Source organism: Arthrobacter sp. zg-Y238 (assembly GCF_024385525.1).
Classification (GTDB): Bacteria; Actinomycetota; Actinomycetes; order Actinomycetales; family Micrococcaceae; genus Arthrobacter_B; species Arthrobacter_B jinronghuae.
The window spans coordinates 138,285-163,986 of record NZ_JANFLU010000011.1 but is presented as its reverse complement, the minus strand read 5'-3'; the positions used below and the strand labels follow the sequence as shown (position 1 = coordinate 163,986).

At 65.0% G+C, this 25,702-nt stretch carries 24 protein-coding genes and 1 pseudogene; 15 read left to right on the top strand and 10 right to left on the bottom strand.

Going from position 1 to position 25,702, the window contains the following annotated elements:
• Positions 1 to 31: 31 nt before the first annotated feature.
• The 4 genes from NNX38_RS12565 to NNX38_RS12550 form a co-directional block, all read right to left on the bottom strand.
• Positions 32 to 868, bottom strand: a complete 837-nt coding sequence (locus tag NNX38_RS12565; protein ID WP_255798308.1) for a putative hydro-lyase — start codon at positions 866 to 868, stop codon at positions 32 to 34.
• Positions 869 to 897: 29 nt separating this feature from the next.
• Entirely contained in the window at positions 898 to 2,115 is a 1,218-nt protein-coding gene (locus tag NNX38_RS12560) for an NRAMP family divalent metal transporter (protein ID WP_255798307.1), read from the bottom strand.
• Positions 2,116 to 2,249: 134 nt separating this feature from the next.
• Entirely contained in the window at positions 2,250 to 3,401 is a 1,152-nt protein-coding gene (locus NNX38_RS12555; RefSeq protein ID WP_370646468.1) for an NRAMP family divalent metal transporter, read from the bottom strand.
• A gap of 271 nt (positions 3,402 to 3,672) precedes the next feature.
• Entirely contained in the window at positions 3,673 to 4,479 is an 807-nt protein-coding gene (locus NNX38_RS12550; RefSeq protein WP_255798305.1) for an MBL fold metallo-hydrolase, read from the bottom strand.
• Between the two features lie 170 nt (positions 4,480 to 4,649).
• Between NNX38_RS12550 and NNX38_RS12545 the strand changes: the two genes are divergently transcribed.
• From NNX38_RS12545 to NNX38_RS12530, 4 genes are read left to right on the top strand one after another with little or no spacing between them, the layout of a single operon-like run.
• A complete protein-coding gene (locus NNX38_RS12545; RefSeq protein ID WP_255798642.1) occupies positions 4,650 to 5,018 on the top strand; it encodes a helix-turn-helix transcriptional regulator in 369 nt (122 codons plus the stop codon).
• On the top strand, positions 5,015 to 5,521 hold the full coding sequence (locus tag NNX38_RS12540) for an SRPBCC family protein (protein ID WP_255798304.1): 507 nt from the start codon (positions 5,015 to 5,017) through the stop codon (positions 5,519 to 5,521). The genes NNX38_RS12545 and NNX38_RS12540 overlap by 4 nt, the downstream gene beginning before the upstream one ends.
• Entirely contained in the window at positions 5,521 to 6,009 is a 489-nt protein-coding gene (locus NNX38_RS12535; RefSeq protein WP_255798303.1) for an SRPBCC family protein, read from the top strand. Before NNX38_RS12540 ends, NNX38_RS12535 begins: the two co-directional genes overlap by 1 nt.
• Positions 6,010 to 6,018: 9 nt before the next feature.
• Positions 6,019 to 6,453 carry a VOC family protein gene (locus tag NNX38_RS12530; protein WP_255798302.1) on the top strand — a complete coding sequence of 145 codons (435 nt, stop codon included), beginning with the start codon at positions 6,019 to 6,021 and terminating at the stop codon, positions 6,451 to 6,453.
• Between the two features lie 94 nt (positions 6,454 to 6,547).
• On the opposite strand, the gene NNX38_RS12525 is transcribed toward NNX38_RS12530, so the two are convergent.
• Entirely contained in the window at positions 6,548 to 7,132 is a 585-nt protein-coding gene (locus NNX38_RS12525; protein ID WP_255798301.1) for a DUF4352 domain-containing protein, read from the bottom strand.
• Positions 7,133 to 7,925: 793 nt separating this feature from the next.
• Here NNX38_RS12525 and NNX38_RS12520 point away from each other — a divergent pair.
• The 3 genes from NNX38_RS12520 to NNX38_RS12510 all read left to right on the top strand — a co-directional run bounded on the left by NNX38_RS12520 (position 7,926) and on the right by NNX38_RS12510 (position 12,525).
• Complete coding sequence (locus NNX38_RS12520) at positions 7,926 to 9,299, top strand: amino acid permease (RefSeq protein WP_255798641.1); 1,374 nt, start codon at positions 7,926 to 7,928, stop codon at positions 9,297 to 9,299.
• A 458-nt stretch (positions 9,300 to 9,757) separates the two neighbouring features.
• Positions 9,758 to 10,675 (top strand): tRNA glutamyl-Q(34) synthetase GluQRS, encoded by a 918-nt coding sequence (gluQRS, locus tag NNX38_RS12515; RefSeq protein WP_255798300.1) that lies wholly within the window; start codon positions 9,758 to 9,760, stop codon positions 10,673 to 10,675.
• Positions 10,676 to 10,698: 23 nt separating this feature from the next.
• The gene (locus tag NNX38_RS12510; RefSeq protein ID WP_255798299.1) at positions 10,699 to 12,525 is read left to right on the top strand and encodes a glycoside hydrolase family 15 protein; all 1,827 of its coding nucleotides are present in this window, start codon (positions 10,699 to 10,701) and stop codon (positions 12,523 to 12,525) included.
• Positions 12,526 to 12,594: 69 nt separating this feature from the next.
• On the opposite strand, the gene NNX38_RS12505 is transcribed toward NNX38_RS12510, so the two are convergent.
• Positions 12,595 to 13,617 (bottom strand): DUF1524 domain-containing protein, encoded by a 1,023-nt coding sequence (locus NNX38_RS12505; RefSeq protein WP_255798298.1) that lies wholly within the window; start codon positions 13,615 to 13,617, stop codon positions 12,595 to 12,597.
• A 407-nt stretch (positions 13,618 to 14,024) separates the two neighbouring features.
• Here NNX38_RS12505 and ppk2 point away from each other — a divergent pair, with 407 nt between their 5' ends.
• Both ppk2 and NNX38_RS12495 read left to right on the top strand, forming a co-directional pair.
• Positions 14,025 to 15,059, top strand: coding sequence for a polyphosphate kinase 2 (gene ppk2, locus NNX38_RS12500; RefSeq protein ID WP_255798297.1), 1,035 nt, complete (start codon positions 14,025 to 14,027; stop codon positions 15,057 to 15,059).
• Positions 15,060 to 15,179: 120 nt separating this feature from the next.
• Entirely contained in the window at positions 15,180 to 15,953 is a 774-nt protein-coding gene (locus tag NNX38_RS12495) for an alpha/beta fold hydrolase (protein ID WP_255798296.1), read from the top strand.
• Here NNX38_RS12495 and NNX38_RS12490 read toward each other — a convergent pair.
• Positions 15,950 to 16,522: a GNAT family N-acetyltransferase gene (locus NNX38_RS12490; protein ID WP_255798295.1), complete on the bottom strand. Its 573-nt coding sequence runs from the start codon at positions 16,520 to 16,522 to the stop codon at positions 15,950 to 15,952. The two genes, NNX38_RS12495 and NNX38_RS12490, sit on opposite strands and share 4 nt — an antisense overlap.
• Positions 16,523 to 16,783: 261 nt before the next feature.
• Between NNX38_RS12490 and NNX38_RS12485 the strand changes: the two genes are divergently transcribed.
• From NNX38_RS12485 to NNX38_RS12475, 3 genes are all read left to right on the top strand, one after another.
• Positions 16,784 to 20,101 (top strand): DEAD/DEAH box helicase, encoded by a 3,318-nt coding sequence (locus tag NNX38_RS12485; RefSeq protein ID WP_255798294.1) that lies wholly within the window; start codon positions 16,784 to 16,786, stop codon positions 20,099 to 20,101.
• A 218-nt stretch (positions 20,102 to 20,319) separates the two neighbouring features.
• On the top strand, positions 20,320 to 20,580 hold the full coding sequence (locus tag NNX38_RS12480) for a hypothetical protein (protein ID WP_255798293.1): 261 nt from the start codon (positions 20,320 to 20,322) through the stop codon (positions 20,578 to 20,580).
• 108 nt (positions 20,581 to 20,688) lie between these two features.
• Entirely contained in the window at positions 20,689 to 21,141 is a 453-nt protein-coding gene (locus NNX38_RS12475) for a MarR family winged helix-turn-helix transcriptional regulator (RefSeq protein ID WP_255798291.1), read from the top strand.
• A 10-nt stretch (positions 21,142 to 21,151) separates the two neighbouring features.
• On the opposite strand, the gene NNX38_RS12470 is transcribed toward NNX38_RS12475, so the two are convergent.
• Positions 21,152 to 21,775, bottom strand: a complete 624-nt coding sequence (locus NNX38_RS12470) for an FMN reductase (RefSeq protein WP_255798290.1) — start codon at positions 21,773 to 21,775, stop codon at positions 21,152 to 21,154.
• Between the two features lie 274 nt (positions 21,776 to 22,049).
• Between NNX38_RS12470 and NNX38_RS12465 the strand changes: the two genes are divergently transcribed.
• Positions 22,050 to 22,583 carry a hypothetical protein gene (locus NNX38_RS12465; protein ID WP_255798289.1) on the top strand — a complete coding sequence of 178 codons (534 nt, stop codon included), beginning with the start codon at positions 22,050 to 22,052 and terminating at the stop codon, positions 22,581 to 22,583.
• Between the two features lie 78 nt (positions 22,584 to 22,661).
• On the opposite strand, the gene NNX38_RS12460 is transcribed toward NNX38_RS12465, so the two are convergent.
• Positions 22,662 to 24,332, bottom strand: a complete 1,671-nt coding sequence (locus tag NNX38_RS12460; protein WP_255798288.1) for an FAD-binding dehydrogenase — start codon at positions 24,330 to 24,332, stop codon at positions 22,662 to 22,664.
• 194 nt (positions 24,333 to 24,526) lie between these two features.
• Between NNX38_RS12460 and NNX38_RS12455 the strand changes: the two genes are divergently transcribed.
• Positions 24,527 to 24,670 (top strand): hypothetical protein, encoded by a 144-nt coding sequence (locus NNX38_RS12455; protein WP_255798287.1) that lies wholly within the window; start codon positions 24,527 to 24,529, stop codon positions 24,668 to 24,670.
• 123 nt (positions 24,671 to 24,793) lie between these two features.
• Here NNX38_RS12455 and NNX38_RS12450 read toward each other — a convergent pair whose 3' ends face one another.
• A complete protein-coding gene (locus tag NNX38_RS12450; RefSeq protein WP_229952697.1) occupies positions 24,794 to 25,030 on the bottom strand; it encodes a DUF1508 domain-containing protein in 237 nt (78 codons plus the stop codon).
• Between the two features lie 127 nt (positions 25,031 to 25,157).
• Here NNX38_RS12450 and NNX38_RS12445 point away from each other — a divergent pair.
• Positions 25,158 to 25,571, top strand: a pseudogene (locus NNX38_RS12445) (very short patch repair endonuclease); the annotation flags it as partial.
• Positions 25,572 to 25,702 lie beyond the last annotated feature (131 nt).

Below are 25,702 nucleotides of genomic sequence, written 5' to 3'. Positions count from 1 at the left end.
CCATGACTTCGTCACTCGGTATCCAACGCAGTTACGGCACCAGGTAGGAACTGTCCCGCGCATCGGTGATAAGCATGTGCCCCGGCGCGTGGCCGATGGCCAGCGCCGGCTTCGACTCCATGACCGCCGCCTGCGGGGTCACGCCGCAGGCCCAGAACACTGGCACGTACCCGTCGGCAATCCGCACCGGCTCACCGAAGTCGGGCCGGCCCAGATCCGTAATGCCGATCTCCGCCGGGTTACCCACGTGCACGGGAGCGCCGTGCACCGCCGGGTAGCGGGAGGTGATCCGCACGGCGTCGGCCACCTGTGAGGCCGGCACGGGGCGCATCGAGACCACCAGCGGCCCGGCCATGGCCCCGGCCGGCTCGCAGCGGACCCAGGTGCGGTACATCGGCACGTTGGTGCCCTGGTCAATGTGCGCGATCCGGATGCCGCCCTCCTGCAGGGCCGCCTCGAAGGTAAAACTGCAGCCGACAATGAAGGTCACCAGGTCATCGCGCCAGTATCCGCTGATGTCCGTGGGGTCAGCGACCTTCACACCGTCTTCGTACACGGTGTAGCGGGGTACGTCGGTGCGGATGTCGCCGCCGGCCAGCAGCGGCCCGGCGGTTTCCCCGGCGTCGAGCACGCCCAGGATGGGACAGGACTTCGGGTTGCGCTGGGCGAACAGCAGGACATCGAAGGCCTGCGCCTTGGGCACGATGATCAGGTTGGCCTGCGCGTAGCCGGCAGACCAGCCCGCCGTCGGGGTGACCAGTCCGTCCCGGAACAGCGCCCGGGCTGCGGCCGGTGACAGTCCGGCCGGGTTCAAGGCTGCAGGATCCTGGGCCGGGCCTGCGGCGGGGGCATCAGCTAGGTTTTCCATAGTCGCTTCAACCTTTCCGAAAGGGACCGCTACTGCCAGAGTGCGGCGAGCCCGGAGAGGGAGTTCCAGCCCAGGAAGAGGGTCAGCGCCCACGCCAGCACACCGATGATAAGCAGCCATTTGGGGTATTCGTAGCCCTGCAGCAGATCCCGGCGCCGCCAGGCCGCCCAGAGCAGGATGCCGAAGCCCAGCGGAAGAATCAACCCGTTGAACGCCCCGGCGAAGACCAGCAGGGTCTGCGGTGCCTGGCCTAGGAACAGATACACCACGGTGCAGAACGCAATGAACCCGACGGTGATCCAGCTGCGCGTGCGGTCCTTGGTGGCCGGCGTCGTAACGAAGGACACCGAGGTGTAGGCCGCGCCGATCACCGAGGTCAGGGCCGCCGCCCAGAACACGATGCCGAATATCCGCAACCCGATCTCGCCGGCGGCGTGCCGGAACGCGTCGGCGGCCAGGTTGTCGCCTGCCAGGGTAACCCCGCCGGCCACTACGCCGAGGATGGCCAGGAACAGCAGGGCACGCATGACGCCGGTGACAATGATGCCGAGCATCGAGACCTTGGTGATGTCCTTGACATATCCGGGACCGGTGGTGCCCGAATCCAGCAGCCGGTGCGCGCCGGCGTAAGTGATGTACCCGCCCACGGTGCCGCCGATCAGGGTGGTGATGGTCAGGAAGTCGACCTGCTCGGGCAGGACCGTGTTCTTCAGCGCCTCACCCACCGGCGGCGCTGCGCTGACGGCTACGTAGAGCATAAGCAGGATCATCAGCGCGCCCAGTGCCACGACAATCCGGTCCAGGGCCAGTCCGGCCTTTTTGGACAGGAAGATGAAGATGGCGACGCCGGCAGAGATGGCCCCGCCGATCTTGGTGTCCAGGCCCAGCATGGCGTTCAGCCCCAGGCCGGTGCCGGCAATGTTGCCGATGTTGAAGACCAGCCCGCCCAGGAAGACCAGTCCCGCGAGGACCCAGCCGGCTCCCGGCAGGACCTTGTTGCCCAAAACCTGGGCCCGCAGGCCGGAGACACCGATGATCCGCCAGACGTTCAACTGGACGGCAATGTCCACCAGAATCGACACCAGGATGGCGAAGGCAAAGGCAGCACCGAGCTGGACGGTGAAGACCGTGGTCTGCGTGATGAAGCCGGGGCCAATGGCACTGGTGGCCATCAGGAACATGGCACCGAGCAAGGCCGTGCGCTTGGCCTTGGGCCGGACCTTTACCTTGGTAGGCGTGCTGTCCATGGTGATTCCGTTCGCTGGGAGGTGTGGGGCGCGCCACAGGGGCTTCCAGCAGTCTAAGGGTTGTTGAACAATCCACAAGAGTTTTGTTGAACGATCCTGCGATTGTTAACTGACTGCTCGCCGGGGCGGTCCGGCTACGCCCACAAGGCCTGCAGGCCGGCAAGCGAATTCCACCCCAGATACAGGGTCAGCAGCCAGGCCACGACACCGACGGCAAGCAGCCAACGCGGATACCGGTACCCGGACAGGAGGTCACTCCGCCGCCAGGCAGCCCAGAGCAGGATGGCGAATCCGAGCGGCAGAATGAGCCCGTTGAAAGCCCCGGCAAAGACCAGCAAGGTCTGGGGCGGCTGGCCCAGCAGGAGGTAGGCCGCCGCGCACACGGCAATGAAGGCAACCGTAAGCAGGTTTCGAACCCGGTCGCTGCCGGAGAGCTTGGTGATGAACGAAACCGAAGTGTAGGAAGCGCCGATCACCGAGGTCAGGGCGGCGGCCCAGAAAACGATCCCGAAGAGCCGGATTCCCACTTCGCCCGCCGCTATCCGGAAGGCATCGGCAGCCAGATTCTCTCCGCTCAGCACTGCTCCCCCGGCAACCACTCCCAGAACGGCCAGGAACAGCAATACCCGCATCACTCCGGTGACGATCACGCCTAAGAGGGCAGCACGGGTGATGGGGCGGATATTCTCCAGGCCCGAGTTTCCCGAGTCGACCATCCGGTGAGCCCCGGCGTAGGTGATGTAGCCGCCCACCGTCCCGCCGATCAGGGTGGTGATGGCCAGGAAATCCACCTGCTCCGGCAGGACCGTGTTCTTCAGGGCACTGCCGACGGGCGGGTTGGCAACGATGGCCACGTAAAGCATCAGCAGGATCATCAGGGCGCCAAGGACCACCACCACCCGGTCCAGTGCCAGGCCGGCCCGTTTCGAAAGAAAGATCAGAATCGCCAGCACGGCGGATATCGCGGACCCGATCTTCGGATCCAGACCAAGCATGGCGTTCAGTCCCAGTCCGGTCCCGGCCACGTTGCCTACGTTGAAGACAAGGCCGCCGATGAACACCAGGATCGCCAGCACCAGTCCCGCACCGGGAAGCACCTTGTTTCCCAGCACCTGGGCGCGGAGCCCGGAAATACCGACAATCCGCCAGACATTCAGCTGGACGGCAATGTCCACCAGAATGGACACCAGGATGGCGAAGGCAAAGGCAGCACCGAGCTGGACGGTAAATACGGTGGTCTGGGTGATGAAGCCAGGCCCGATCGCACTGGTGGCCATAAGGAACATGGCCCCGAGGATGGCGGACCGTTTGGGATCAACTTTCCTACGCGGTCTGCGTCCGGATGCCGCTGAAGCGCCTGCGGCGGCGGGCTCCCCGGATGCTCCTCCGGACTCCCCCGGGGCCTCCGAACGTTCCTTTGGCGAATCAGACGGCTGCTCGTCCATGTGCTCATCCCTTTCGCGGCCGGTGGGGATCGCCGTCAGTCTACGGGCGCGGGGAAACCACGTGAAGGCAACGCCCGTCCCGCTTCGCTTCCGGCGGCAGGACGCGAGCGCCCTACTTCGCCCCGTCACCCGATAGGCGGCGCACGACGTCGACAGCCTCACGGATTCCGGTGCTCTGAGCGGGGCCGTGCCCGGGCAGGATCAGTGAGGCATCGAGCCCGGCGAGCACCGCGAGCGCACCGACCGACCGGACGCCGTCGTGCTGGAACATCCGAGGGAGCAGCTGCGGGCCGGTCCGGGTGCTGAGGGCGTGCCCGGTCACCAGCGCATCGCCGGTTATGACGGCCTTCGCGTCCGGCAGGTAGAAGGCAGTGTGTCCGGGCGTGTGTCCCGGTGTGGGCACGGCCACCGGACCGCCGGGGAGCGCAGCCAGCAGGTCGACGTCCCAGACCGCGGCGGCCGGTGCGGGCACTATCCTGGCTCCGCCGGCCCGAAGTGCCCTGATGCCCCAGCGGAAGACCCGCGGCCGCCAGGCCCGGACCAGCACCTGAAGTGGTGAGACCTGAAACGTCTCCAGCCCCAGCAGCTGGCGGTGTTCGGCCGCGCTGCTGAGAACGGGTGTGCCGTACTCCCGTGCGAAATGAGCCGCTGCACCGGTGTGATCGGTGTGCGCGTGGGTGATGAGGAGTGCGACGGCGTTCCGCGGCTGGAGCCCGATGTCATGGATGGACGCCAGGACCGAAGGCAGATCGCCCCGGTAGCCGCCGTCGATCAGCGTGAACTGTGCGTCCCGGCGAAGGATCACCCAATTCGATGCCGGCCCCTCCACGAAAAAGACGCCGGCAGCAGGTTCGGTAACGGCATACCTTCGCTTCATGTCCGCCTCCCAGACACTGGTAGCCAGCGCCGCAGCGCTCATTGCTTACCCCCATACGGTGCCGCCCCCAGACGGTCTTTCCGCCCACCCTAACCGACCGGAATTATCGAAAAACCCTTGACCCTCCCCCGGCGTCGTCGTACCTTCGTAATCAACCGAAAGGTTGAACAACCAGCACCTTGATTACACATCGACAGAAGCTGACCGACCGCATGGACTCCCACAGCGACGAACCCCTTCTGGACAAGGCCTTCCTGGCCCTGGCCGATCCGGCCCGCCGCCAAATCATTGCCCGGCTTTCCCGGGGCCCTGCCACGGTCAACGAACTGGCGGAACCCTTCGAGATCTCCAAGCAGGCCGTCTCGAAGCACATCCAGGTCCTCGAGCAGGCGCAGCTTGTCACGCGCAGCCGTGACGCCCAGCGCCGGCCCGTCCACCTGAATCCCGCACGGTTGGAGGCACTCACCGCATGGATCGGCCAGTACCGGCTGGTCCGCGAGGAGCAGTTCCGCAGCCTTGACGCCGTGCTCAACGCACAGGCCGCAGCGAAAGGCGGCCCGCAGGCAAAGGATTCATCATGACCAACGCACTGCAGCTCACCGTCCCGGACGGCGTCCCCTTCATTGATTTCACCCGCGAGGTGGACTATCCCGTGGAGCAGGTCTTCCGGGCATACGCCGAACCGGACCTGCTGGCCCAGTGGCTGGGGCCCCGGGGAATGAAGATGGACATCAACCACTACGATTTCCGCACCGGCGGCTCCTACAGCTATATCCATACCGGGCCGGAGGGAGTGCCCTACGAATTCCGCGGCATCTTCCACACCGTGCGGGAAAATGAATCCGCGATCCAGACCTTCGAGTTCTCCGGCTATCCCGACGTCACCAGCCTGGAATTCATGACGCTCGAGGCGCTCGACGGCGGCCGCACCCGGATCAGCGCCCACGCCGTCTACCCCTCCATGGAGGCACGGGACGGGATGGCGGCCTCCGGCATGGAGTCCGGCGTCGCCGAGGGCTTTGACCGGATGGATGAGCTGCTCTCCCAGCTCCAGCCGGAGGCACTGCAGGGAAGGGGTGCGTGATGAGCAACCCGCTGGTCCTTGATGCTCCCCCGGGGCAACCGTTGATCGAGTATCACCGCGAGTTCGATTTCCCGGTCCATTCCGTCTTCGCCGCCCACACCGATCCGGATCTGTATGCCCGTTGGAACAGCTCCGGGCCCACGCCGCCGCGGTTTGACCTTTTCGAGCCGCGGTCCGGTGGAGCGTACCGCTGGGTTCAGGCCGGTGACGACGGCGCGGAGTACGCCATGCGGGGTGTCTTCCACAGCGTGCGGCAGGACGAATTCCTGCTGCAGACCTTCGAGTTCGAGGGCTACCCGGATGTTGTGACTCTCGAATACAGCACCTTCGCCGGGCTACCCGGCGGCAGGAGTCGGCTGACCGGCCGTTCCCTGTATCCGTCGGTCGAATTCCGGGATGAATTTCTATCAAACGGCATGGGGGACGTTATGTCCGACGGCTACGACCAGCTGGATGATCTGCTCGCCTCCGTCCGGACCGGAAGCTAGGGGCTGATCATGGATTGGACCCTTGAGGTGGTGATCGTCCCGGTCAGCGACCAGGACCGGGCGATCTCCTTCTACCGCGACCAGGTGGGCTTCAACCTGGATCACCGCACGTCGACCGAGCAGATGGACTTCGCGCAGCTGACTCCGCCGGGCTCGGGCTGCTCGATAGTGCTCGGGGATACGGGTTCCCAGCAGGGTATGGTTCCGGGCTCCCTGCGGGGACTGCAACTGGTGGTTTCCGATGCGCAGGCCGCCCGGCAGGAGCTGCTGGACCGCGGGGTGGAGGTTGGCGACGTGACCGTCTTTGATGAGCGCGACGGCGGCACGTTCTTCAGCTTCTCGGATCCGGACGGCAACGCCTGGACCGTGCAGGAGATGAAGGTCCGGGCGGACAAGCCCCTGATTCCGCACGAGGCGCGGATTAGCTATCCACCGGAGCAATAGGGGCTAAGCCGAGTCTTTAACCTGTGACGACGGGGCTTCCGTGCTGGAAGCCCCGTCGTCTAGTACGCGCCGTTTTGTCGCGGGAAGGGAAGATTTACCGCACAGCCCAGTACACGCCGTCGTTGTCATGCATCGAGAAGGTCGGCTCCACCAGGACCTTGGCATCTGCAGTGGACGCCGCTTCAGCCGGAACGTCCATGCAGACCTGGTAGTGGGCGGTGCCGCCCTTTTCCAGCGTCGGTACATCGTAGTCGGGCAGCGCTACCACTGCCCCGGTCGCCGAGTCATACTGCTTGGCATCGGATCCCACGAACTTGGTCTGCAGATCCAGCCAGGGATCTCCCTCCTCGTTGCCCACATATTCAACCGTCAGGTCAACCAGCACATACTCTCCCTCCGGATCATCGTTGAGCGGATTGACGGCCAATATCTCCTGGGTGGCGGCGGTATCCACGCCGGTCACGGTGACGTTGTAATCCCCCACCCGCGCCGTTTCACCCAGTGCTTCGGTCTGCCCGGCCTGGCTGGAACCGGCGGACGCAGCGGAGTCATCTGCAGCGGAGTGCTCGCTGCCAGCGACGGATTCCGTGACGTCATCAATCACCTGCCCGTAAAACGCCTGTGTCGCCACCACGCCGACCAGGGACAGGACCACGAGGATAAGGCCCGCAATCGACATCCCTTTGGATCTTGACCTGTTCCTGACGGCAACCACCACCGCCGGGATAGCGAATCCCAGTCCGATGAGGCCAAGGAGGAATACGAGGTTATTGACGATGGGAACCCAACACAGCAACAGGGACACAAGCCCGATGACCAGCGCCGTGATGGCCAATCCCTTTCCGGCTTCCGGGTTACGGACAGGTGTGCCGGGTGGTTCGGGTCCGCCGGTGGGGGGGCCCTGAGGAACAGACCCTTCGTCATGTTGCCGGGCGGGAGCGTATTGCTTGAACGAGGTGTTATCCATTGAAAATTCTCCCCATGTCGTGAAACAGTCCTATGAATGCGCCACGTCTGCGGGGTCCCGCTCTTCAACTCTGGAAAGGCCCCGCGGCGCTGAACTTCCTTGTTTCAAACAGGGGTGGAGGTTGGGGTATCTTCACGGGTCAGCGACACTGGACAGCTTCATGACGGGTACGTGTCAACCGTCGAATACCGCTCATCAGCGCCGAATACACCCAACGTACCCATGTGTGCGCGTGTTTTCGCTTGCACGGTTAAAGATTAATTCGTCAACGGTTGAGGCTCTATGAGATCGGTCACGCAGAGCGACGGCTGCGCCATGAGATGGCTCACCCTGTCCTCCAAAGACTCCGGGCTGGGACGTAACGAAAAATCCCGGTGGCTCCAGCGGGCGTAATATGGATTGGCCCCTGAACTGGGCCTACCCCCACATTCCAAGGTGCGTTTTCTTGAAGTCCTCCTTTACCCAGGCGTTGGCCCGCGGGCTGAACGTCCGGCACATCCGCTTCATGGCGCTCGGTTCGGCCATCGGCACCGGCCTGTTCTACGGGTCCGCATCGGCCATCCAGTCCGCCGGACCGTCCGTCCTGCTGGCCTACATGATCGGTGGAGCCGCTGTGTTCCTGGTTATGCGGGCCCTCGGCGAGATGGCAGTCCGGCATCCGGTGACAGGTTCGTTCGGCCACTACGCCAGCCGTTATCTCGGCCCGTTCGCCGGGTTCATCACGGGCTGGACGTTCGCCTTTGAAATGGCCATCGTCGCCATTGCCGACGTCACCGCCTTCGGCATCTATATGGGTTTCTGGTTTGAAGACGTGCCGCGCTGGATCTGGATCCTCGCCGTCATCCTGCTGATTGCCGCACTGAACCTCATGCGGGTGAAGGTCTTCGGCGAGACGGAGTTCTGGCTCTCACTGATCAAGGTCGCAGCGATCATCGCAATGATCGTAGGCGGCGCCGCCATCGTGGTCTTCGGGTTCGGACTGCCCGACGCCGCGAACCCCGGCCTGGATACGATGCTCGGCTCCGGAGGGTTCTTCGCCAACGGATTCTGGGGCCTGCTGGCATCCTTCTCGATTGTGATGTTTGCCTTCGGCGGCATCGAAACCATCGGCATCACCGCAGGCGAAGCGGACAACCCCAAGAAGGCCATCCCCGCAGCAGTGAACACCGTGCCGGTACGCATCCTGCTCTTCTACGTATGCGCCCTGGGCATCCTGATGATGATCTTCCCGTGGCAGGACATCAACGGCGAAACCAGTCCGTTTGTGCAGATCTTCGACACCCTGGGCATCCCCGCAGCAGCGCACATCCTCAACGCCGTGGTCATCACCGCAGCGATCTCCGCCATCAACTCCGACATTTTCGGTGCCGGCCGCGTCCTTTACGGACTCGCTCAGGAAGGCCAGGCACCGGCGTCGTTCGCTCGGATTTCCCGGAACGGGGTGCCGTGGATGACCGTGGCGACCATGGCGGTGGTGCTGCTCGTCGGCGTCGTACTGAACGCCCTGCTGCCCGAATCGCTGTTCACGATCATCGCGTCCATCGCCACCTTCGCGACCGTATGGGTGTGGCTGATGATCCTGCTCTCGCACATCGCCATGAAGCGGGAAATCAAGCGCCGGAACCTGCCCGCGTCGGAATTCGGCGTGCCGTTCTGGCCGGCCGCATCCTATGCGGCACTGGCTTTCATGGTGTTCATCGTGGTGCTGCTCGGCATCATGCCGGACACGCGGGTGGCGCTGATTGTCGGCGCCGTGTGGATTGTGCTGTTGTTTGCGGCGTACCGGCTGTGGGTGCGCGGCGACGGCCTGGTACGTGCGGAACTGGCAGATGAAACGGGTGACGCCGGAGCGCACGGGGCAGCGGAAAGCCGCGTCTGATCCCTCCCCCGTTTTTCGCAGGACGCCCCGCCCGGTCAACCCGGGAGGAGTCCGGACGTCCCGTGTGAAGACACACCCGCAGCGGGCAGCCGGAGGGTACGGAACAGAGCCAGGCTGAACCGACCTAACCGGAGCGTGATCAGCGGCCAATCGGTCTGGACGCACTCCTGTCCGTCCGATTGCTCCCGCTCCAGCAGGGTTTGCCTGAAGCGGCGGCGCTGCTCCGCTTCAGCTTGCCGCTGCCTGTGTTCCAGCCGGGCAAGTTCGAGCTCCATGAGTCCCATACCTGCAACGCTAGGCACCGCTCCGGCACGCACGCCACAGCCTTGCGGACACCTTCGGTCCGGAACACCGGGGACCATCTGCGGCCTCCGGAAGCCGCATCACCAAACTTCCGTCCGGTCCCCTGCGGCTGGGCCGAGGCGCCGGGCTACACGGCACCGGAATAGACTGAAGCTGTGCCTATTTCCTCCGCCGCCGGCCGCTTCGCTCCCAGTCCCACTGGAGAGCTGCATGTTGGAAACCTGCGCACCGCCCTGTTGGCCTGGCTCTTTGCCCGCAGCACCGGCCGCCGGTTCCTGCTGCGGATGGAGGACCTCGACCGGGTGCGATCCGGCGCCGAAGCGGCCCAGCTGCGCGACCTTGCCGCCGTCGGCCTGGACTGGGACGGCGAGATCATCCGGCAGACCGAACGCACCGAAATCTATCTGGACGCGATCGCCGGGCTGCGCCGTGCCGGACTCGTTTATGAATGCTTCTGCACCCGGCGCGAGGTGGCGGAAGCGGCGTCGGCCCCGCACGCGCCGCCCGGAGCCTACCCCGGCACCTGCCGCCATCTCACCGAAGAGCAGCGCGCCCGACGACGGCGGGAACGTCCCGCCGCTCTGCGGCTGCGGTCGGAGGTAAACGAGTTCACCGTGACCGATGAGCTGCACGGCAGCTACACCTCGGCGGTGGATGACCTGGTGCTGCTGCGCAATGACGGCGTCCCCTCCTACAACCTTGCGGTGGTCCTCGACGATGCGCTGCAGGGCATTGACCAGGTAGTGCGCGGGGATGACCTGCTCAGCTCGGCACCCCGCCAGGCGTACCTCGGTTCCCTCCTCGGGTTGCCTCCGGTCAGCTACGCCCATGTTCCGCTGGCGCTGAACACTGCGGGCCAGCGGTTGGCCAAGCGCGACGGCGCCGTCACCCTCCCCGACCTCGCCGCTGCGGGGCTGGACGCAGACGCGGTCCGGACCCTGATTCTCGGGTCGCTGGGCCTGCCCGGAAACCTCAGCGACGCCCTGGCCGGATTCGACCCCGCTCGAATCCCGTTGGAGCCGTGGATCTTCGACCCCGCACTGGAAACCGCACCCCTTCCCCGTCATTGGTGAACCCTCGACCCTAGGAGTCCTGCATGAGCCTGCCCTCCCCCGACCGCCGCGACGGCTACGTAGACCTGCGTTCCTACGGCGCGATAGGCGATGGCCGGACGGTGGCACTCGTTGCACTGGATGGATCGATCGATTGGTACCCGACCCCGGACCTGGATTCAACGCCCGCCTTTGCGCGCCTGCTCGACGCAGCGCACGGCGGACAGATTGAACTGCGTCCCGTCGCGGACTTCACCGTCGAGCGGGCGTACGTGGAAGGCACCAACGTCCTGGCCACTACGTTTTCCACCGGGACCGGACGTGTCCGGGTCACGGACTCGCTGAACACAGGGGTGGCGGGAAGGCTTCCGTGGGGCGAACTGGCGCGGCGGATTGAGGGACTCGACGGCGAGGTTCCGATGCGCTGGGCGGTAACCCCGGGCAGCAGTTTCAACACCGCTTCACCGTGGGTTCAGCGTTCGGTGCACGGCCCCGTCCTGCAGGTGCAGGGCACCACCATGGCCGTGCGCGGCCAAGGCATCGGCTTTGAGGGCACGGAGGATGCCGCGGACGCCCGCGATGCCGACCTCGGCACGCATGAGGTTTCGGACCGCGGAATCAGCGGCACGTTCACCGCCCGGGCAGGTTCCCGGCACCTGCTGGCCCTGATTACCACCCATGAAGAGCCGCTGCCTCTGCCGGAGCTGGACACTATCGACGACGGCGTGGACCGCACCATCGCCAACTGGCAGGCCTGGTCCCGGGAGTTCCAGTACGACGGGCCGTGGGCCGACGCCGTCGAACGCAGCGCACTGGCCCTGAAGCTGCTCCTCCACAGCCCCACCGGCGCCATTGCAGCTGCAGCCACGACGTCGCTGCCCGAGAACCTCGACGGCGGCAAGAACTGGGACTACCGCTACGCCTGGGTCCGGGATACCGCCTACACCCTGCACGCCATGATCCGTTTCGGGCTGCGCGAGGAGGTCCACGCCGCGGTGTCGGGAATGCTCAAGAGCGTGCGCCGGCAAGGTGAGGACCTGCAGGTCTTCACCCGGCTGAACGGCGACCGGGCCGAAGGCGCAGAAATCCTCGACATGCCCGGCTGGCGCGGCATCGGGCCGGTGGTCAACGGCAACGACGCCGCCCAGCAGCTGCAGATGGGCGTCTTCGGCGACCTGTTCAACATTGTCCAGATGTATGTGGACGCCGGGCATGTCCTGGACACCGGAACCGGCCGGTATCTGGCAGACCTCGCGGACCTGGCCTGTGATGTGTGGCAGCGGAAAGACTCGGGCATGTGGGAGCTGGACGAGGAACGGCACTACACCACTTCCAAACTTGGCTGCTGGCACGCATTGAGCTGCGCGTCGCACCTGGCCGACCTTGGGCAGATTCCGGGGAATCCGGAACGCTGGCGCGCCGAACAGGAACGCATCCGCGACTGGGTGGCCAGCAACTGCTGGTCCGAGGAGCGGGGCAGCTACGTCTGGTATCCCGGCACGGACCAGCTGGACGCCTCCATCCTGCTGCACGCCATCAGCGGCTTCGACCGCGGTGAACGCATGTCCTCCACCCTGGATGCCCTGCGCAGCGAACTCGGCCGCGGGCCGCTGCTGTACCGGTTCAGCGGCGCCGAGAAGGAAGAGGGGACCTTTGTGGCCTGCGCGTTCTGGATGGCTGCGGCCCTGGACCGCGTGGGCCGGCGGGAGGAAGCCACCGCACTGATGGATGAACTGGTCCCGCTGGCAAACGACGTTGGCCTGTTCACCGAGATGATCGCCGAGGATCACTCCTTCCTCGGCAACTTCCCGCAGGGGCTGTCCCATCTGGCGCTGATTACTGCCGCGCTGACCCTCGCGGAGGAGCGGTAGGTCCTGCAACGGCAGCAGGCCCCGTTTCCGCTAGTGGTGCGGATCCGGAGCCTGCTGGTGGGTCAACCGCTAAGACGTGCAGCCCACGCCGTCGCCGTCCCCGTCGAACTTGGGATCCCAGCCGGCATCTCCCGGACGGATCGGTGCCACTCCCGCGGCCTTGACGGCAGTGCAGTTGGCATAGACGGTTCCGGCGGGTGCAGCGGGAGCGGGTTCCGCCGCCGGAGCGGCAGGTGCGGGCTCGACGGCGGGTGCGGGCTGCGCTGCCTCGGCTGACTGCCCGGCACCGGCAGCAGCAGCCACTGCGGCAGGCACTGAGCCGTCCCGCGCGGGAACCGGCTCATCCGGGCAGCCGGACAGGACGGCAGCAATCGCATCGTGCTCGGCCTGCGTCATCCACAGCCGGTATTCGGCCTTGACCGCGGTCTGGCGGGCCACATATTCGCAGCGGAAAGCCTTGTTGGCCGGCAGCCAGGTGGCGGCGTCGCCGTCGGACTTCGCGCCGTTCGCGGGGCCGTCTGCGGCCATGAGGTTCAGCGGATCATTGGCGAATTGCCGGCGTTCTTCGGCGGACAGCTGCTGCGCCCCCTTCTGCCAGGCATCGGACAGGGCCACCACATGGTCGATCTGGACCGCGGTGCTGGTGGTGTTGCCGCGGACAAACGCAATAGTGGTTCCCGTGTAGGGATCCAGGAACGTGCCGGAGGCAACCACGCATTCCTGCGTTCCGTCCTTGTACACAATGTCCACGAGGTCGCGGGCGAGGATGTCGTTGCGGGTGTCGCAGCCGTTGTGGTCCGTATCGGCCCAGGCGGGCCCGAACTGCTCGCGGTCGTACCCGGTCTTCGGCGCGCGGCCCTTGATCGGGATGCCTGCCAGCTGGTCCAGCGCGGTGCCGGCTGCGGCGGGCTCGGCAGGTGCGGCGGGTTCAGCAGGGGCGGACCGGTCCGCCGGTTCGGCGGACCCAGTCGCAGGCTGGGTCGCGGAGGACGGGGCTGGATCGGAACCGTCATCGGTAACGGGGGTGCAGCCGACTAGGCCTAGGGCGAGCAGGGCAACGAGGGACAGAGCTTTGGTGCGTAGTGAAGTCATCGCGATCCATTATCGGCGGCACGACGCCGCCTCCCGCTCAGGCGCGCCGGATTGTCCAATACCCCCACTGAATCGGTCCGTGGTGCAGCAGGCCGCGGATAGGAGGGTTTTTCAGACATCCGTTATAGTTTGGACGCGCGTCAATAGACGGGTCTCCGGGCCGGCCACCCCTACGAACCGGTAAACCGGGACGCGATGGCCGCCTTCATGAATCGCTACGACTCCGGCCGCTGACGGCACTACGCCGGCTGGCACGATGAAAGGGAGGTCCGGGTTTCCGGGCCTCCCTTCCTGCACCCCACGAGCGGCGGTGCCCGGCAACCGGAAACCTCTTCCCTCCCCCGCTGCATCCAAGTAGGTTCGTAAGCCAACCGGAATCCCGTTCCAAACCTCCGGCAGGAGATGTCATGGCAACCAATAAGAACGGCACCAAGGAAGTTTCCGCCCGGCGGCCGTCAGCCAACGGACTTGCGGCGGATGAGCAAAGCCTGGACGGCCAGCGCGTGGCGGTCGCGGAAGACTATGCCCAGGAACTCGACGAGCTGCAGGAACTGAAAACGAAGGGCAAAAAGCTCAAGATCAAGGTCGACGACGAGGCCTGGCGCCAGAACTACCCATACGACACCAAGCTCAGCCGGCGCACCTATGACCGGCAGAAACGCCGGCTCCAGATCGAACTGCTGAAAATGCAGCTCTGGGTCAAGGAAACCGGGCAGAAAATGCTCATCATCTTCGAAGGCCGCGATGCCGCGGGAAAGGGCGGGGCGATCAAACGGTTCGACGAGCATCTGAATCCCCGCGGTGCACGCGTCGTAGCGCTGGAGAAGCCCACCTCCGAGGAGCAGACCCAGTGGTACTTCCAGCGGTATGTCCGTACTCTGCCCAGCGGCGGAGAGATCGTGATGATGGACCGCTCCTGGTACAACCGGGCCGGCGTCGAACGCGTGATGGGGTACTGCACCCCGGCCCAGTATCTGGAGTTCATGCGGGAGGTTCCGGAGCTCGAACGGATGCTCGTCAATTCCGGCACCCTGCTGCACAAGCTGTGGTTCTCGGTAGGCCGGGAGGAGCAGCTGGCCCGGTTCGCTGCCCGGGAAACGGACCCGGTGAAGCAGTGGAAGCTCTCCCCCACCGACCTGGCCAGCCTGGATAAATGGGACGCGTACACCGAGGCGAAGGAAGCCATGTTCTTTTACACGGACACAGGAGACGCTCCCTGGACCGCGGTGAAGTCCAATGACAAAAAACGCGCCAGGCTCGAAGCGATGCGCCATGTGCTCAGCACAGTGGAATACCCGAACAAGGACCAATCCATTGCGCATGCACCGGACCCGCTGATTGTCGGGCGGGCCTACAACCATTTTGAAGAGGACGACGAACCGCACGGCAGTTTCCCGGTGGTGAAACCGCAGGGAAACGCTACGACGCAGGCCGCGGGGTAGCCGCCGAGTCGCCGTGCCGCTCACGACTCAGACCACGGCCAGTCGCTCCGCCGGTGAGACCAGGAGCACGCATAGGATCGCGGGGTGATAGCCCGCGAAATAGGAAACGGCCAACCCCTGGTGCTCATACATGGGTTTGGCGTGGACCACCGGATCCTGCTGCCCCTGGAAAGCGCCCTCGGCGACCTTGCCTGGCGTCGCATTTATCTTGACCTTCCGTGGGCCGAGAACGGCTCCCGGAAGCCCGCTGCCGGCGCCCAAGAGGTGGCAGACGGCGTCGTCGACGAAATCAGGAACAGGCTCGGCGACGAGCCGTTTGCCCTGATCGGAAATTCCTTCGGCGGCATGGTGGCCCGGCACGTTGCCCATACCCTGAAGGACCAAGTGCTCGGGCTGGCAACCCTGGTGTCGGTGTTCACGGCAGTTCACGAAGACCGGATCCTGCCGCCCCGGCAAATCATTCACCGGGAGCCTGCCCTAATGAAGGCAGCGGCAGAGGGCTCATCCGACTTCGAGGACGAGGCGGTCCTGCAGACAGCCGACGTTTTTGCTGGCTTCTCCGAATACGTGTTCCCTGGCCTCCAGGGTGCGGATCAGGCACTTATGGAACAGATCGCCGCAAACTACGCACTGGACGCGGAGCCCGAGCTCGCCCACCCGCAGCCGTTCGAAGCACCGTCCCTGCATATTTTCGGCCGGCAGGACCATGTCACGGGGTATGAAGACGGCTGGGCAGTGCGGGAGCATTACCCGCGCGGCACCTTCACCGTGCTGGATGCCGCGGGGCACAACCTCCACCTCGAACGTCCGGCGCTGGTCTCAGCACTGATTCGGGATTGGATTGAGCGCGTTGAAATCCACGGCGGTTCCGGTTCATCCGCCGGACTGTCCTAGCCCGCGGCCCGGTATTCCTCTTCCAGCGTCCCGAGCAGCACCTGGTCGTGGAACTCTCCACGATGGAACACGGCCGCGCGGCGTCGCCCTTCCTCCCGGAACCCCAGCGAGCGATACAGGTGGATGGCTCGCGAATTATAGGACCATGTCTGCAGTTCGGCCTTATGCGCACCCATTTCATCAAAGACAATCCGCAGTCCGAGTTGCAGGGATTCCCGGCCCAGGCCCTGGTCCTGGAATTCCGGACTAATGATGATCGCCATGGTTGCAATCCGTTCCGGAACGGATATACCCCAGACACTGATATGACCGATCAGCTTTTCGGCCGGATTGACAATGCTGTAACCGAAACCTGACGGTGACTCATTCTTGCTCCAGGTCCGGAACATGGCCGCCGCGGTCTCCTGCGGACGGACGGTGACCCGGTCCTGCTGGAGGATCGCCTGGGACGGGTCATTCCACCACTCGGCGAGGTGTGCGAGGTCGGGTTCCCGAAGCTCCCGGAAGCGGACCCGCTCGCCGCTGAGCATTGACGATGACCATTCCTGGAGGCCAGCGGAATCATTCATGCGGCGATAATAGCGCACGGGTATTTCGGGGCCGGGACTGCACCGGGGCTTAACGCGGAGGAGGGCGGACGACGACGGCGGCCGGCTCTGGCGTGTGAAAACGGCGGTTCCAAGCAGGTACCCGACAAGGAATGTGAAACGCAGATCACGCCATTGTGACCCGCGCTACTAACATCCTAAACAGGACACCCCGGAGCCTGCCAAATCCCCCGAAGGAACCGGGCGGCGGAAACCGTCAGTACTGCGTGAGACGATAAAACCATGCTCGAAACCCCTCCGCTCGTAGACGTTACCGACGTCATCCGCGTGGTCGGCGGATCAGCGTTTCAGCGGGGCCAGACCTACGCCAAGGGCGGGGCCGTGGAGGCCCTGGAGTGGGATGCGCAAAGCGAGGTGCTGCGCGCGTCTGTCCGCGGCAGCGCTTCCGTCCCCTACCGGACCATGCTGCAGCTCGGCGCCAAACGCCAGGGCGACTACCGCCTGCTGGATAACCATTGCAGCTGCCCCCTCGGCTTCGACTGCAAGCATGTTGCCGCAGCAGCACTGCAGAGCAACACCGAACATTTGATTTCCCGGCAGGAGCTCTCCGCCCCCGCCCTACGGCCATCCGTGCCGGCCTGGCAGCAGTCGCTGCAGACCCTGATCGATGCGGATCTGGCGGACAGCACCAAACCCACGGAAACCACTCCCCTGGCACTGCAGTTCGAACTGCGGAACTTTGCCGCGGCAGCGGCGTCCCGCTGGGGTGCTCCTACCCCGCGCAGCCGGCACCGGGCCACGCCCTTCCGTCTGGGGGTGCGTCCGGTGGTGCGCAATTCCAAGGGCAACTGGGTCAAGAACAACCTGGCGTGGAGCAACATCAGCTACCAGACCTACGGGCTGCGGCTGGATCCGGACCAGCACCGCTGGTTCTCCCAGTTCCCGGCCCTGCACCGTTCCAACGGCGTGAGCTACTTCGGGCAGAATGACTCATGGCTGTATCTCGATGACTTCGCCAATCCCCTGCTCTGGCAGCTGCTGGATGAAGCGGTGCGGCTGGGCATCCCGTTTGTCGGCACCAAGAAGGACGCCGCCGTCCGCGTAGGGAAACTAGCCACCCTGTCCCTGGACGTCCGGGCCGCCGGCGGGGACACTCCGGCACCCCTGCAGCTGCTGCCGACACTCGAAGTGGACGGCTCGCCGGTCCCGCTGGAAGATGCCGGGATTATCGGCAGCCACGGTATTTACCTCCGCTCGCCGCAGAACACCATCACGCTGGCGCCCACGGCCAAGACCCTGACGGAACAGGACAAGGGCCTGCTGCTCCAAGGCGCCCCGGTAATGGTGCCGAAGGCAGATGCCGCCGTGTTCCTCGAGAAGTTCTACCCGCGGCTGCGGCAGGTCCTGCCGGTCACCAGCAGTGACGACTCCGTGGAGTTCCCTGAGATCGAGCCGCCCGCATTGGTTCTCACCGCGGCCTTCGGCCCCGAGGACCAGTTGACCCTGACCTGGAACTGGGTCTACCAGCACGGCAGTTCCCAGACCCGGCTGCCGCTCACCCGTGCACCGCAGAGCGCCAAGGCAGGGACAGCGGACGACGGCGATACCTCCTACCGCGACATCCCCGCCGAGGCAGCGCTCCTGGCCGCCGCGGGGAAAACCCTGCACGCGGTACCCCGCAACCGGACCCTGCGCGAGATAGAAGCAGCCGAATTCACCGAACATGTCCTGCCGGAGCTGGAGAAGCTCGACGGGGTGCGGGTGGAAATCGAAGGAACCCGGCCCGATTACCGGGAGCTGCTCGAGGCGCCGAAGCTGAAGATCACCACGGTGGAAACCGAACGCCGCGACTGGTTCGACCTCGCGGTGATGGTCACGGTGGAGGGCCGGCTGGTCCCGTTCGCGGACATTTTCAAGGCCATCGCGCAGGGCAAAACCAAGCTGCTGCTCGTGGACCGGACCTACCTTTCCCTGGACCGTCCCGAGTTTGAACATCTGCACGCCCTGATCAACGAGGCACAGGGCCTGCAGGAATGGGATACCGGAGAACTGTCCATCAGCCGTTACCAGGCCGGGCTGTGGTCCGAGCTGGAGGAACTGGCGGAGGAAACCGAGGAAGCCGTCGCCTGGCGGGAATCCGTCTCGGCACTGCTGAATCTGGAGTCCGTGGACCCGGTGCCGCTGCCGGCCGGGCTCCAGGCCAGCCTGCGGCCGTACCAGCAGGACGGTTTCAACTGGCTGGCGTTCCTCTGGGACCACGGACTGGGCGGGATCCTGGCCGATGACATGGGGCTCGGCAAGACCCTGCAGACCCTGGCCCTGCTTGCCCATGCCCGTGAACAGGGCGGGACTAAACCGGCTCATCCCTTCCTGGTGGTTGCCCCCACCTCGGTGGTTCCCAACTGGGCCTCCGAGGCCGCACGCTTCACACCCGGGCTGAAGGTGGTGACAGTCTCCGACACCAGCGGCAAGTCCCGCGTACCGCTCGCCGAAGTGGTGGCAGGTGCCGACGTCGTCCTCACCTCCTACGCGGTGTTCCGGCTGGACTTCGCCTCCTACCGGAAACTGGACTGGGACGGCCTGATTCTCGATGAGGCGCAGTTCGTCAAGAACCGGGTGACCCGCGTCCACCAGTGCGCTCGGGACCTGCCCGCGCCGTTCAAACTGGCCATCACGGGCACCCCGATGGAAAACAACCTGATGGAGCTCTGGGGGTTGTTCGCCATCGTGGCACCGGGCCTGTTCCCTTCCGCCCGCAAATTCGCCGACGAATACCAGCGGCCCATCGAACGCGGCGACAGCCCCGACCTGCTGGCACGGCTGCGCAGGCGCATTCGGCCGCTGCTGATGCGCCGCACCAAGGAAGCCGTGGCCAAGGACCTGCCGGAAAAGCAGGAACAGATCCTTGAGGTTGAACTGCATCCGAAGCACCGCAAGATTTACGAGACGCATCTGCAGCGCGAACGCCAGAAACTCATGGGCCTCATCCAGGACATGGACCGGAACCGCATGATCGTCTTCCGTTCCCTCACCCTGCTGCGCATGCTCAGCCTGGACGCGTCACTCGTCGAGGCGGAGGAGTACGACGGCGTGCCCTCGGCGAAGCTGGACGTACTCTTTGAGCAGCTCGAAGACATTACTGCCGAGGGCCACCGGGCCCTGATCTTCAGCCAGTTCACTTCCTTCCTGAAAAAGGCCGCCCAGCGCCTGGACGAGCAGGGCATCAAGTACGCCTACCTCGACGGCTCCACCCGCAACCGGGCCGAAGTGATTGCTTCCTTCAAGGACGGCGTTGTTCCCGTGTTCCTGATCAGCCTCAAGGCCGGCGGATTCGGGCTGAACCTGACGGAGGCGGATTACGTCTTCCTGCTGGATCCGTGGTGGAACCCGGCAGCGGAATCCCAAGCAGTGGACCGCACGCACCGGATCGGGCAGAAGAACAACGTGATGGTCTACCGCATGGTCGCCCGGGACACGATCGAGGAAAAGGTCATGGCGTTGAAGGAGCAAAAGGCGAAGCTCTTCTCGTCCGTGATGGACGACGACGCCGTCTTCAGTTCCGCGCTCACCGCCGACGACATCCGGTCACTGCTGCAGTAACGGACCTGCGCTGGAACCGCTGCAGTAGCGGACCGGCATCTGCAGCGGATCCGGACGTGAATTCGGGCACCCTGCGTCTGCGGACTCCCGCTCAATCCCGCGCCGGCGCCGGGACCGTCCAAATTCCATGGCACGTGGAACCGGTTACTTTGGAAACATGGCCCGCTTCCGCCGTCGGACGGCCGCGGGTCGAGCAACATGCGTACCAAGGAAAGGCAATGAGCGTCCAGGAATCAACGCTGGTCCGGCCGGTCGGGACCCGCCCCAAGGATGAAGACGATCTGGTGCACATTTTCTGCACCCCCTGCAAGCGTCGGGCACGCAGCCGTGCACGCCGCCCGGTTCCCTACTGCGGTAAACAGATGCCCAACCGTCCGCTGCAGGACGATACCGGGGACCTTCCCGTGTGTGCGGTGTGCCTGGACCTCGCCCGGTCCGCCCCCTGCCCCCGGTGCGGCACCCAGGCCCGCTTCGACTGAGCAGAACCCCCACCTGGTCCGACGCGGCCCCCAAGCCCGCTTCGACTGCGGCCGGCTGCCTGCACCGCTGCCATTCCCTGCACGGGGTTTGATTTGTACAGTGGAGTGATGGCGAATCAGGAGCGTCCCATCGGATTCTGGCTCAAGCTCGTCGACCAACTGGTCGACGACCAGTTTGGCGCCAGTTTCGAAGAACACGGCGTGACCCGCCGGCAGTGGCAAATGATGAACCTGCTGGTTGAAGGCCCCGCTACCCAAAAAGAGTTATCAGACGGCCTGCGCCCCTTCTTTCCCGCCGTGGAAACCGGCACCTCCGCGGAACTTATCGAGGAACTGCGGGAATCCGGCTGGGTGCTGCTGGAAGACGGCCAGTACCAGCTCACCGACCTCGGCAGCCGAAGCTTGGAGAACCTCCGCGGTGCGGTGGACCGGATTCGGCAACTGATGACGGACAACATCACTGAAGAGGAATACACCGCCCTGCTTGCCGTCCTGCAGCGGATGGCCAGCAATCTGGGGTGGGACGGCGACGTCGCCTCCGGCCCCCGCGTAGACACGTAGGAGTTCGCGCTTACTTGCGCTGCGTCTGGGCGAGCAATTCCTCGAAGGGCAGCGACTGCGCCGGATCCCGGCGCTTCTGCACCGGTGCATCCCCCAGCAGTGCCACCAGTTCTCCGGCGGCACGGCGGACCCGCTGGTCCAGGGAACCGGTACCGGTTTCGCCCGTTCCCCAGTCGCCCGGTGCGGCGTAGACAGCGGTTGGAGCAACCCGGGCGCGGAGATAGCTGAACATCGGCCGCAGGGAATAGTCCAGGACCATGGAATGCCGGGCACTGCCGCCGGTGGCGCCGAGCAGTACCGGTTTGCCGTCCAAGGCAGTGTTGTCGATGACGTCGAAGAAGGACTTGAACAGCCCGCTCATCGAAGCGGTGAACACCGGGGTCACCGCAACAAGTGCATCAGCCGCAATAAGCTCGTTTATCGCTGCGTCCAGCCGCGGCGCGGCGTAACCGGTCACCATGTTGTTGGCGATATCCACGGCGTATTCACGCAGTTCGAAGGTGCTGACGCTGGCGCTCAGCCCAAGTCCCTCGATCTCAGCCTTGGCCGCCGACGCCAAGGCATCGGCAAGCATCCGGGACGACGACGGAACACCCAGTCCGCCCGAAACCACGACAATCCTGCGATCCACCATATTGGACTCCTCTTCATGCGTTTGCATGTTTATCTCAACTGCGGCGGGGAAGGCGTTATTCCTGTGCGGACACCGACTCGGCTCCGGCGTCTCCGGGCCAGCCCCGGAGTAATCCTTTCGGCGGAACCGGCGTGGGTCCATCCGGTCAAAAACACCCTGGATCTCCGCCGAAGTGGGGAGGCACAACAGGCGAAGTCTTGGTTAGGCTATGCCGAAACGGCCGTTTGTCATTCGCGATCGTGGAACCGTTGGTCAAAAGTATCTAAGGGGAATAATGAGCACGCCTTCGAACTACAACTACAACGCCTTCAGCGGAGGGCAACCCGCTGCCGCCCCTGCCGCGCCGGAGCGTCCGGCCGCAGTGGAGCGTGGGTTCTGGCTCCTGATCGCCTCTGCCGTTCTCAGCCTCATTGCCGGGATCCTTTCCATTGTCAACTTGATGTCCGATGAGGGCCGCAGTGAGCTTGCCCGGGTAAGCGGGCTCACCGCCGCTGAAGCGGACACTGCAGTAACCATCGGAATTGTTACCGGCGTCGTGATCGGCGTGCTCAGTGTTGCGGTCAGCGTCCTGTTCGCCGTGTTTGCACGGAAGGGGCACAACTGGGCACGCATCGTCATCACCGTGTTCGCCGGGCTTTCCCTGCTGAGTCTGTTCCAGGTCAACGGCTCCCTCGAGGGTATCCTCAGCCTCGTTTCCATCCTGCTGATCATTGCCGCCGCGGTGATGCTCTTTACCGCCCCGGCCACTGCCTACTTCAACCAGATGAAGCAGTACCGCCAGGCGAAGTCCCTGGGCTATGCCGGCTAAACCGTAAAACTGCAGCTTCACTGGCCGGGACACCTCAAAGAAGGTGTCCCGGCCAGTGGTCTTTGGGAGACCCGCTGGCTAGCCGGCCGCAGCCCGGCCGGCAGCCCGCCCGCTGAACAGGCACCCGCCGAGGAAGGTCCCTTCCAGCGAGCGGTAGCCGTGCATTCCGCCGCCGCCGAAGCCGGCGGCCTCCCCGGCTGCGAAAAGGCCGGGGACCGGTGTGCCGTCGTCGGCCAGGACGCGGGACTGCAGGTCCGTCTCCAACCCGCCGAGGGTCTTGCGGGTCAGTACGGACAAGCGCACGGCGATCAGGGGGCCGGCCTTCGGATCCAGGATGCGGTGCGGTGCAGCGGTACGAATCAGCCGGTCTCCCATATAGGTGCGTGCCCCGCGGATGGCGGTCACCTGGGAGTCCTTCGTGAACGGGTTGCGGATTTCCCGGTCCCTGGATTCCAGTTCAAGCCGCACCGACTCAGCCGACAGTTCCGGCACGTCGCCATGCACGGACGAGCCCTTGGCCAGCAGGTTCATGCCGGCAACGAGTTCCTCGACCGAATTGGCGGTAATAAAATCCTCGCCGTGGTCCAGGAACGCCTGGACGGGGGCAGGCACTCCGGCGGTGGCCCGCTTCAGCACGTCCCGGAGTGACTTTCCGGTGAGGTCCGGATTCTGTTCCGAACCGGAAAGCGCAAATTCCTTGCGGATGATCGCCTTGTTCAGAATGAACCAGCTGTAGTCGGAGCCGCTGCGGCGCAGGTGCTCCAGCGTGCCCAAGGTGTCGAAGCCAGGGAACAACGGCACCGGCAGACGGTTTCCGGCCGCGTCCAGCCACAGCGAGGACGGACCGGGCAGGATGCGGATTCCATGGTTCTTCCACACCGGGTCCCAGTTCCGGATTCCCTCCACGTAATGCCACATCCGGTCCGGGTTGATCACCCGCCCGCCGGCGGCCTGGGCGATTCCGATGCCGCGTCCGTCCACATGCTCCGGCACCCCGCTGAGCATGTTCGTAGGCGCCGGTCCCATTCTCCGGGGCCACGCTGCCCGGACGGCGTCATGGTCTCCGCCGATGCCTCCGGTGGTGATCACCACGGCGGAGGCACTGAATTCGAAGTCCCCGACGACGGTGCGGCTGGAAGCGGTGCCGCGCGGCGCCGTCGTCGGCTCCAGGACGCTGCCGCGCACGCCGGTCACGGCACCGCCGGTGAGGACCAGGTCATCCAGGCGATGGCGGAACGCGAAACGCACCAGCCCGCGTTCGACGCCGTCGCGCACCTTGGCTTCGAAAGGCGCGGTGATCCCCGGCCCCGTGCCCCAGGTGATGTGGAAGCGCGGGACAGAGTTGCCGGGCCCGTTGGCGCCGTATCCGCCGCGTTCGGCCCAGCCCACCACGGGGAAGATGCGGTGCCCCATCTGCTGCAGCCAGGCCCGCTTCTCCCCTGCGGCGAAATGCACGTACGCTTCGGCCCACTTCCGCGGCCAGAAATCCTCCTCGCGGTCAAAGCCCGCGGTGCCCAGCCAGTCCTGCCAGGCAAGCTCCACGGAGTCCTTCACCCGCAGCCTGCGCTGTTCAGGGGAATCCACCAGGAAAAGCCCGCCGAAGGACCACCATGCCTGGCCGCCCAGCCCCTGGGGTCCCTCCTGCTCAACCAGGATCACCGAGCGCCCGGCGTCCACAAGTTCGGCTGTGGCTACCAGGCCGGCGAGTCCGGCTCCTACGACAATGACGTCCGCGTCTTTTGGCTGCATCCGGCTCACGCTACCGGCGACGCCGGGTACTGGCCAGCAGTTTGGTACAGGCGTGTCCTCACCCGTCCCTCGAGCCCGTGTGCGGCCGCCAGGGGTTCTAGACTCGGGCAGAGGTTTCTAGACTGGATGTAGGGCCGCTCTGAAGGAGAACCGGCGGATGCCGGTGTCGGCTGGATACGAATCGGAGAAACCGCATGAGCGAACAGAGTGCCAACGAGGAAAAGGACTCCAACCGGACACATCCGCAGGAGCCGTCCGAAGGGGATACCGACGACCAGAAGAACGAGCAGCGCGAGCACACCCAGGAGCCGGCCGAAGGTGGCGAAGACCAGACCTGAGTGAGGCTTTTAGGCCCGGCCCCGCGCCCCGCAGTAATGCAGCGCTGCTACAACGGAACAGGCCTCCGGTTCCCGGTGAGGGAGCCGGAGGCCTGTTTGTATGTACGTATGTTCGTCGTCTCGTCAGCTGGCTGCTGCCTTGGGGGCCGATTCCTTCGCTTCGCCCAGCACATCCGAATCCCGGCTCTGGTCGACTACCGGACCCGTTCCTGCGATCTCCCGCAGCTGCGCGATGCCGGCCGCTGCCTCCCGCTTGGTTTCGAAAGTCGTGGACACTGCCATCAGCGTTCCGTCGCCGGCAATGAGCTTAATGCGGAAACTTCCCTCGTGGGCGTCCACCAGCTTGAAGTAGCCCGACATCACTTACCTCCTTGTAAGGGGTCTATCAGTGCCTTCAATGCTAAGTCACCTTATGAGTTTCTGGATCCCCTGCCCAAAGAATCGAGTAGTGCGAAATGCAATTGTGATCTGTTCCTAGACTGGACCCATGGCCGATACCGTCAGTCCGGAGCAGCGCAGCCGCAACATGTCGCGCATCCGGGGAAAGAACACCAAGCCTGAACTCCTGATCCGCGGCATCCTCCACGCCGCGGGATACCGGTTCCGGCTGCACGGCTCCTTCGGTAAGACCCGCCTCCCGGGCAAGCCTGACCTGGTTTTCGCCGGGCGCAGGAAAGTCCTCTTCGTCAACGGGTGTTTCTGGCACTTCCACTCCTGCCGGGCGGGGCAGCACGCCCCAAAGACCAATAGCGAATTCTGGTCCGCGAAACGCAAACGCACCGTCGAGCGGGATGCAGCGGCCCAGGAACGGTTGGCGGCCGGAGGTTGGGATGTCCTGGTCGTGTGGGAATGCGAACTTCGGGACCGCAGCCTTCTCGAAGAACAGCTGCGTACCTTCCTAGGCCCGCCAGGGCGGGTTCGCGCGACGCCGGCAACCGCCGAATCGGACGGCGAGACGCCGGCGGAGGCTGCGTCGTCGTCGGCACGGACACTAGACTTCGAACCAGACGAACCAGACATCGGCTCCAAGGA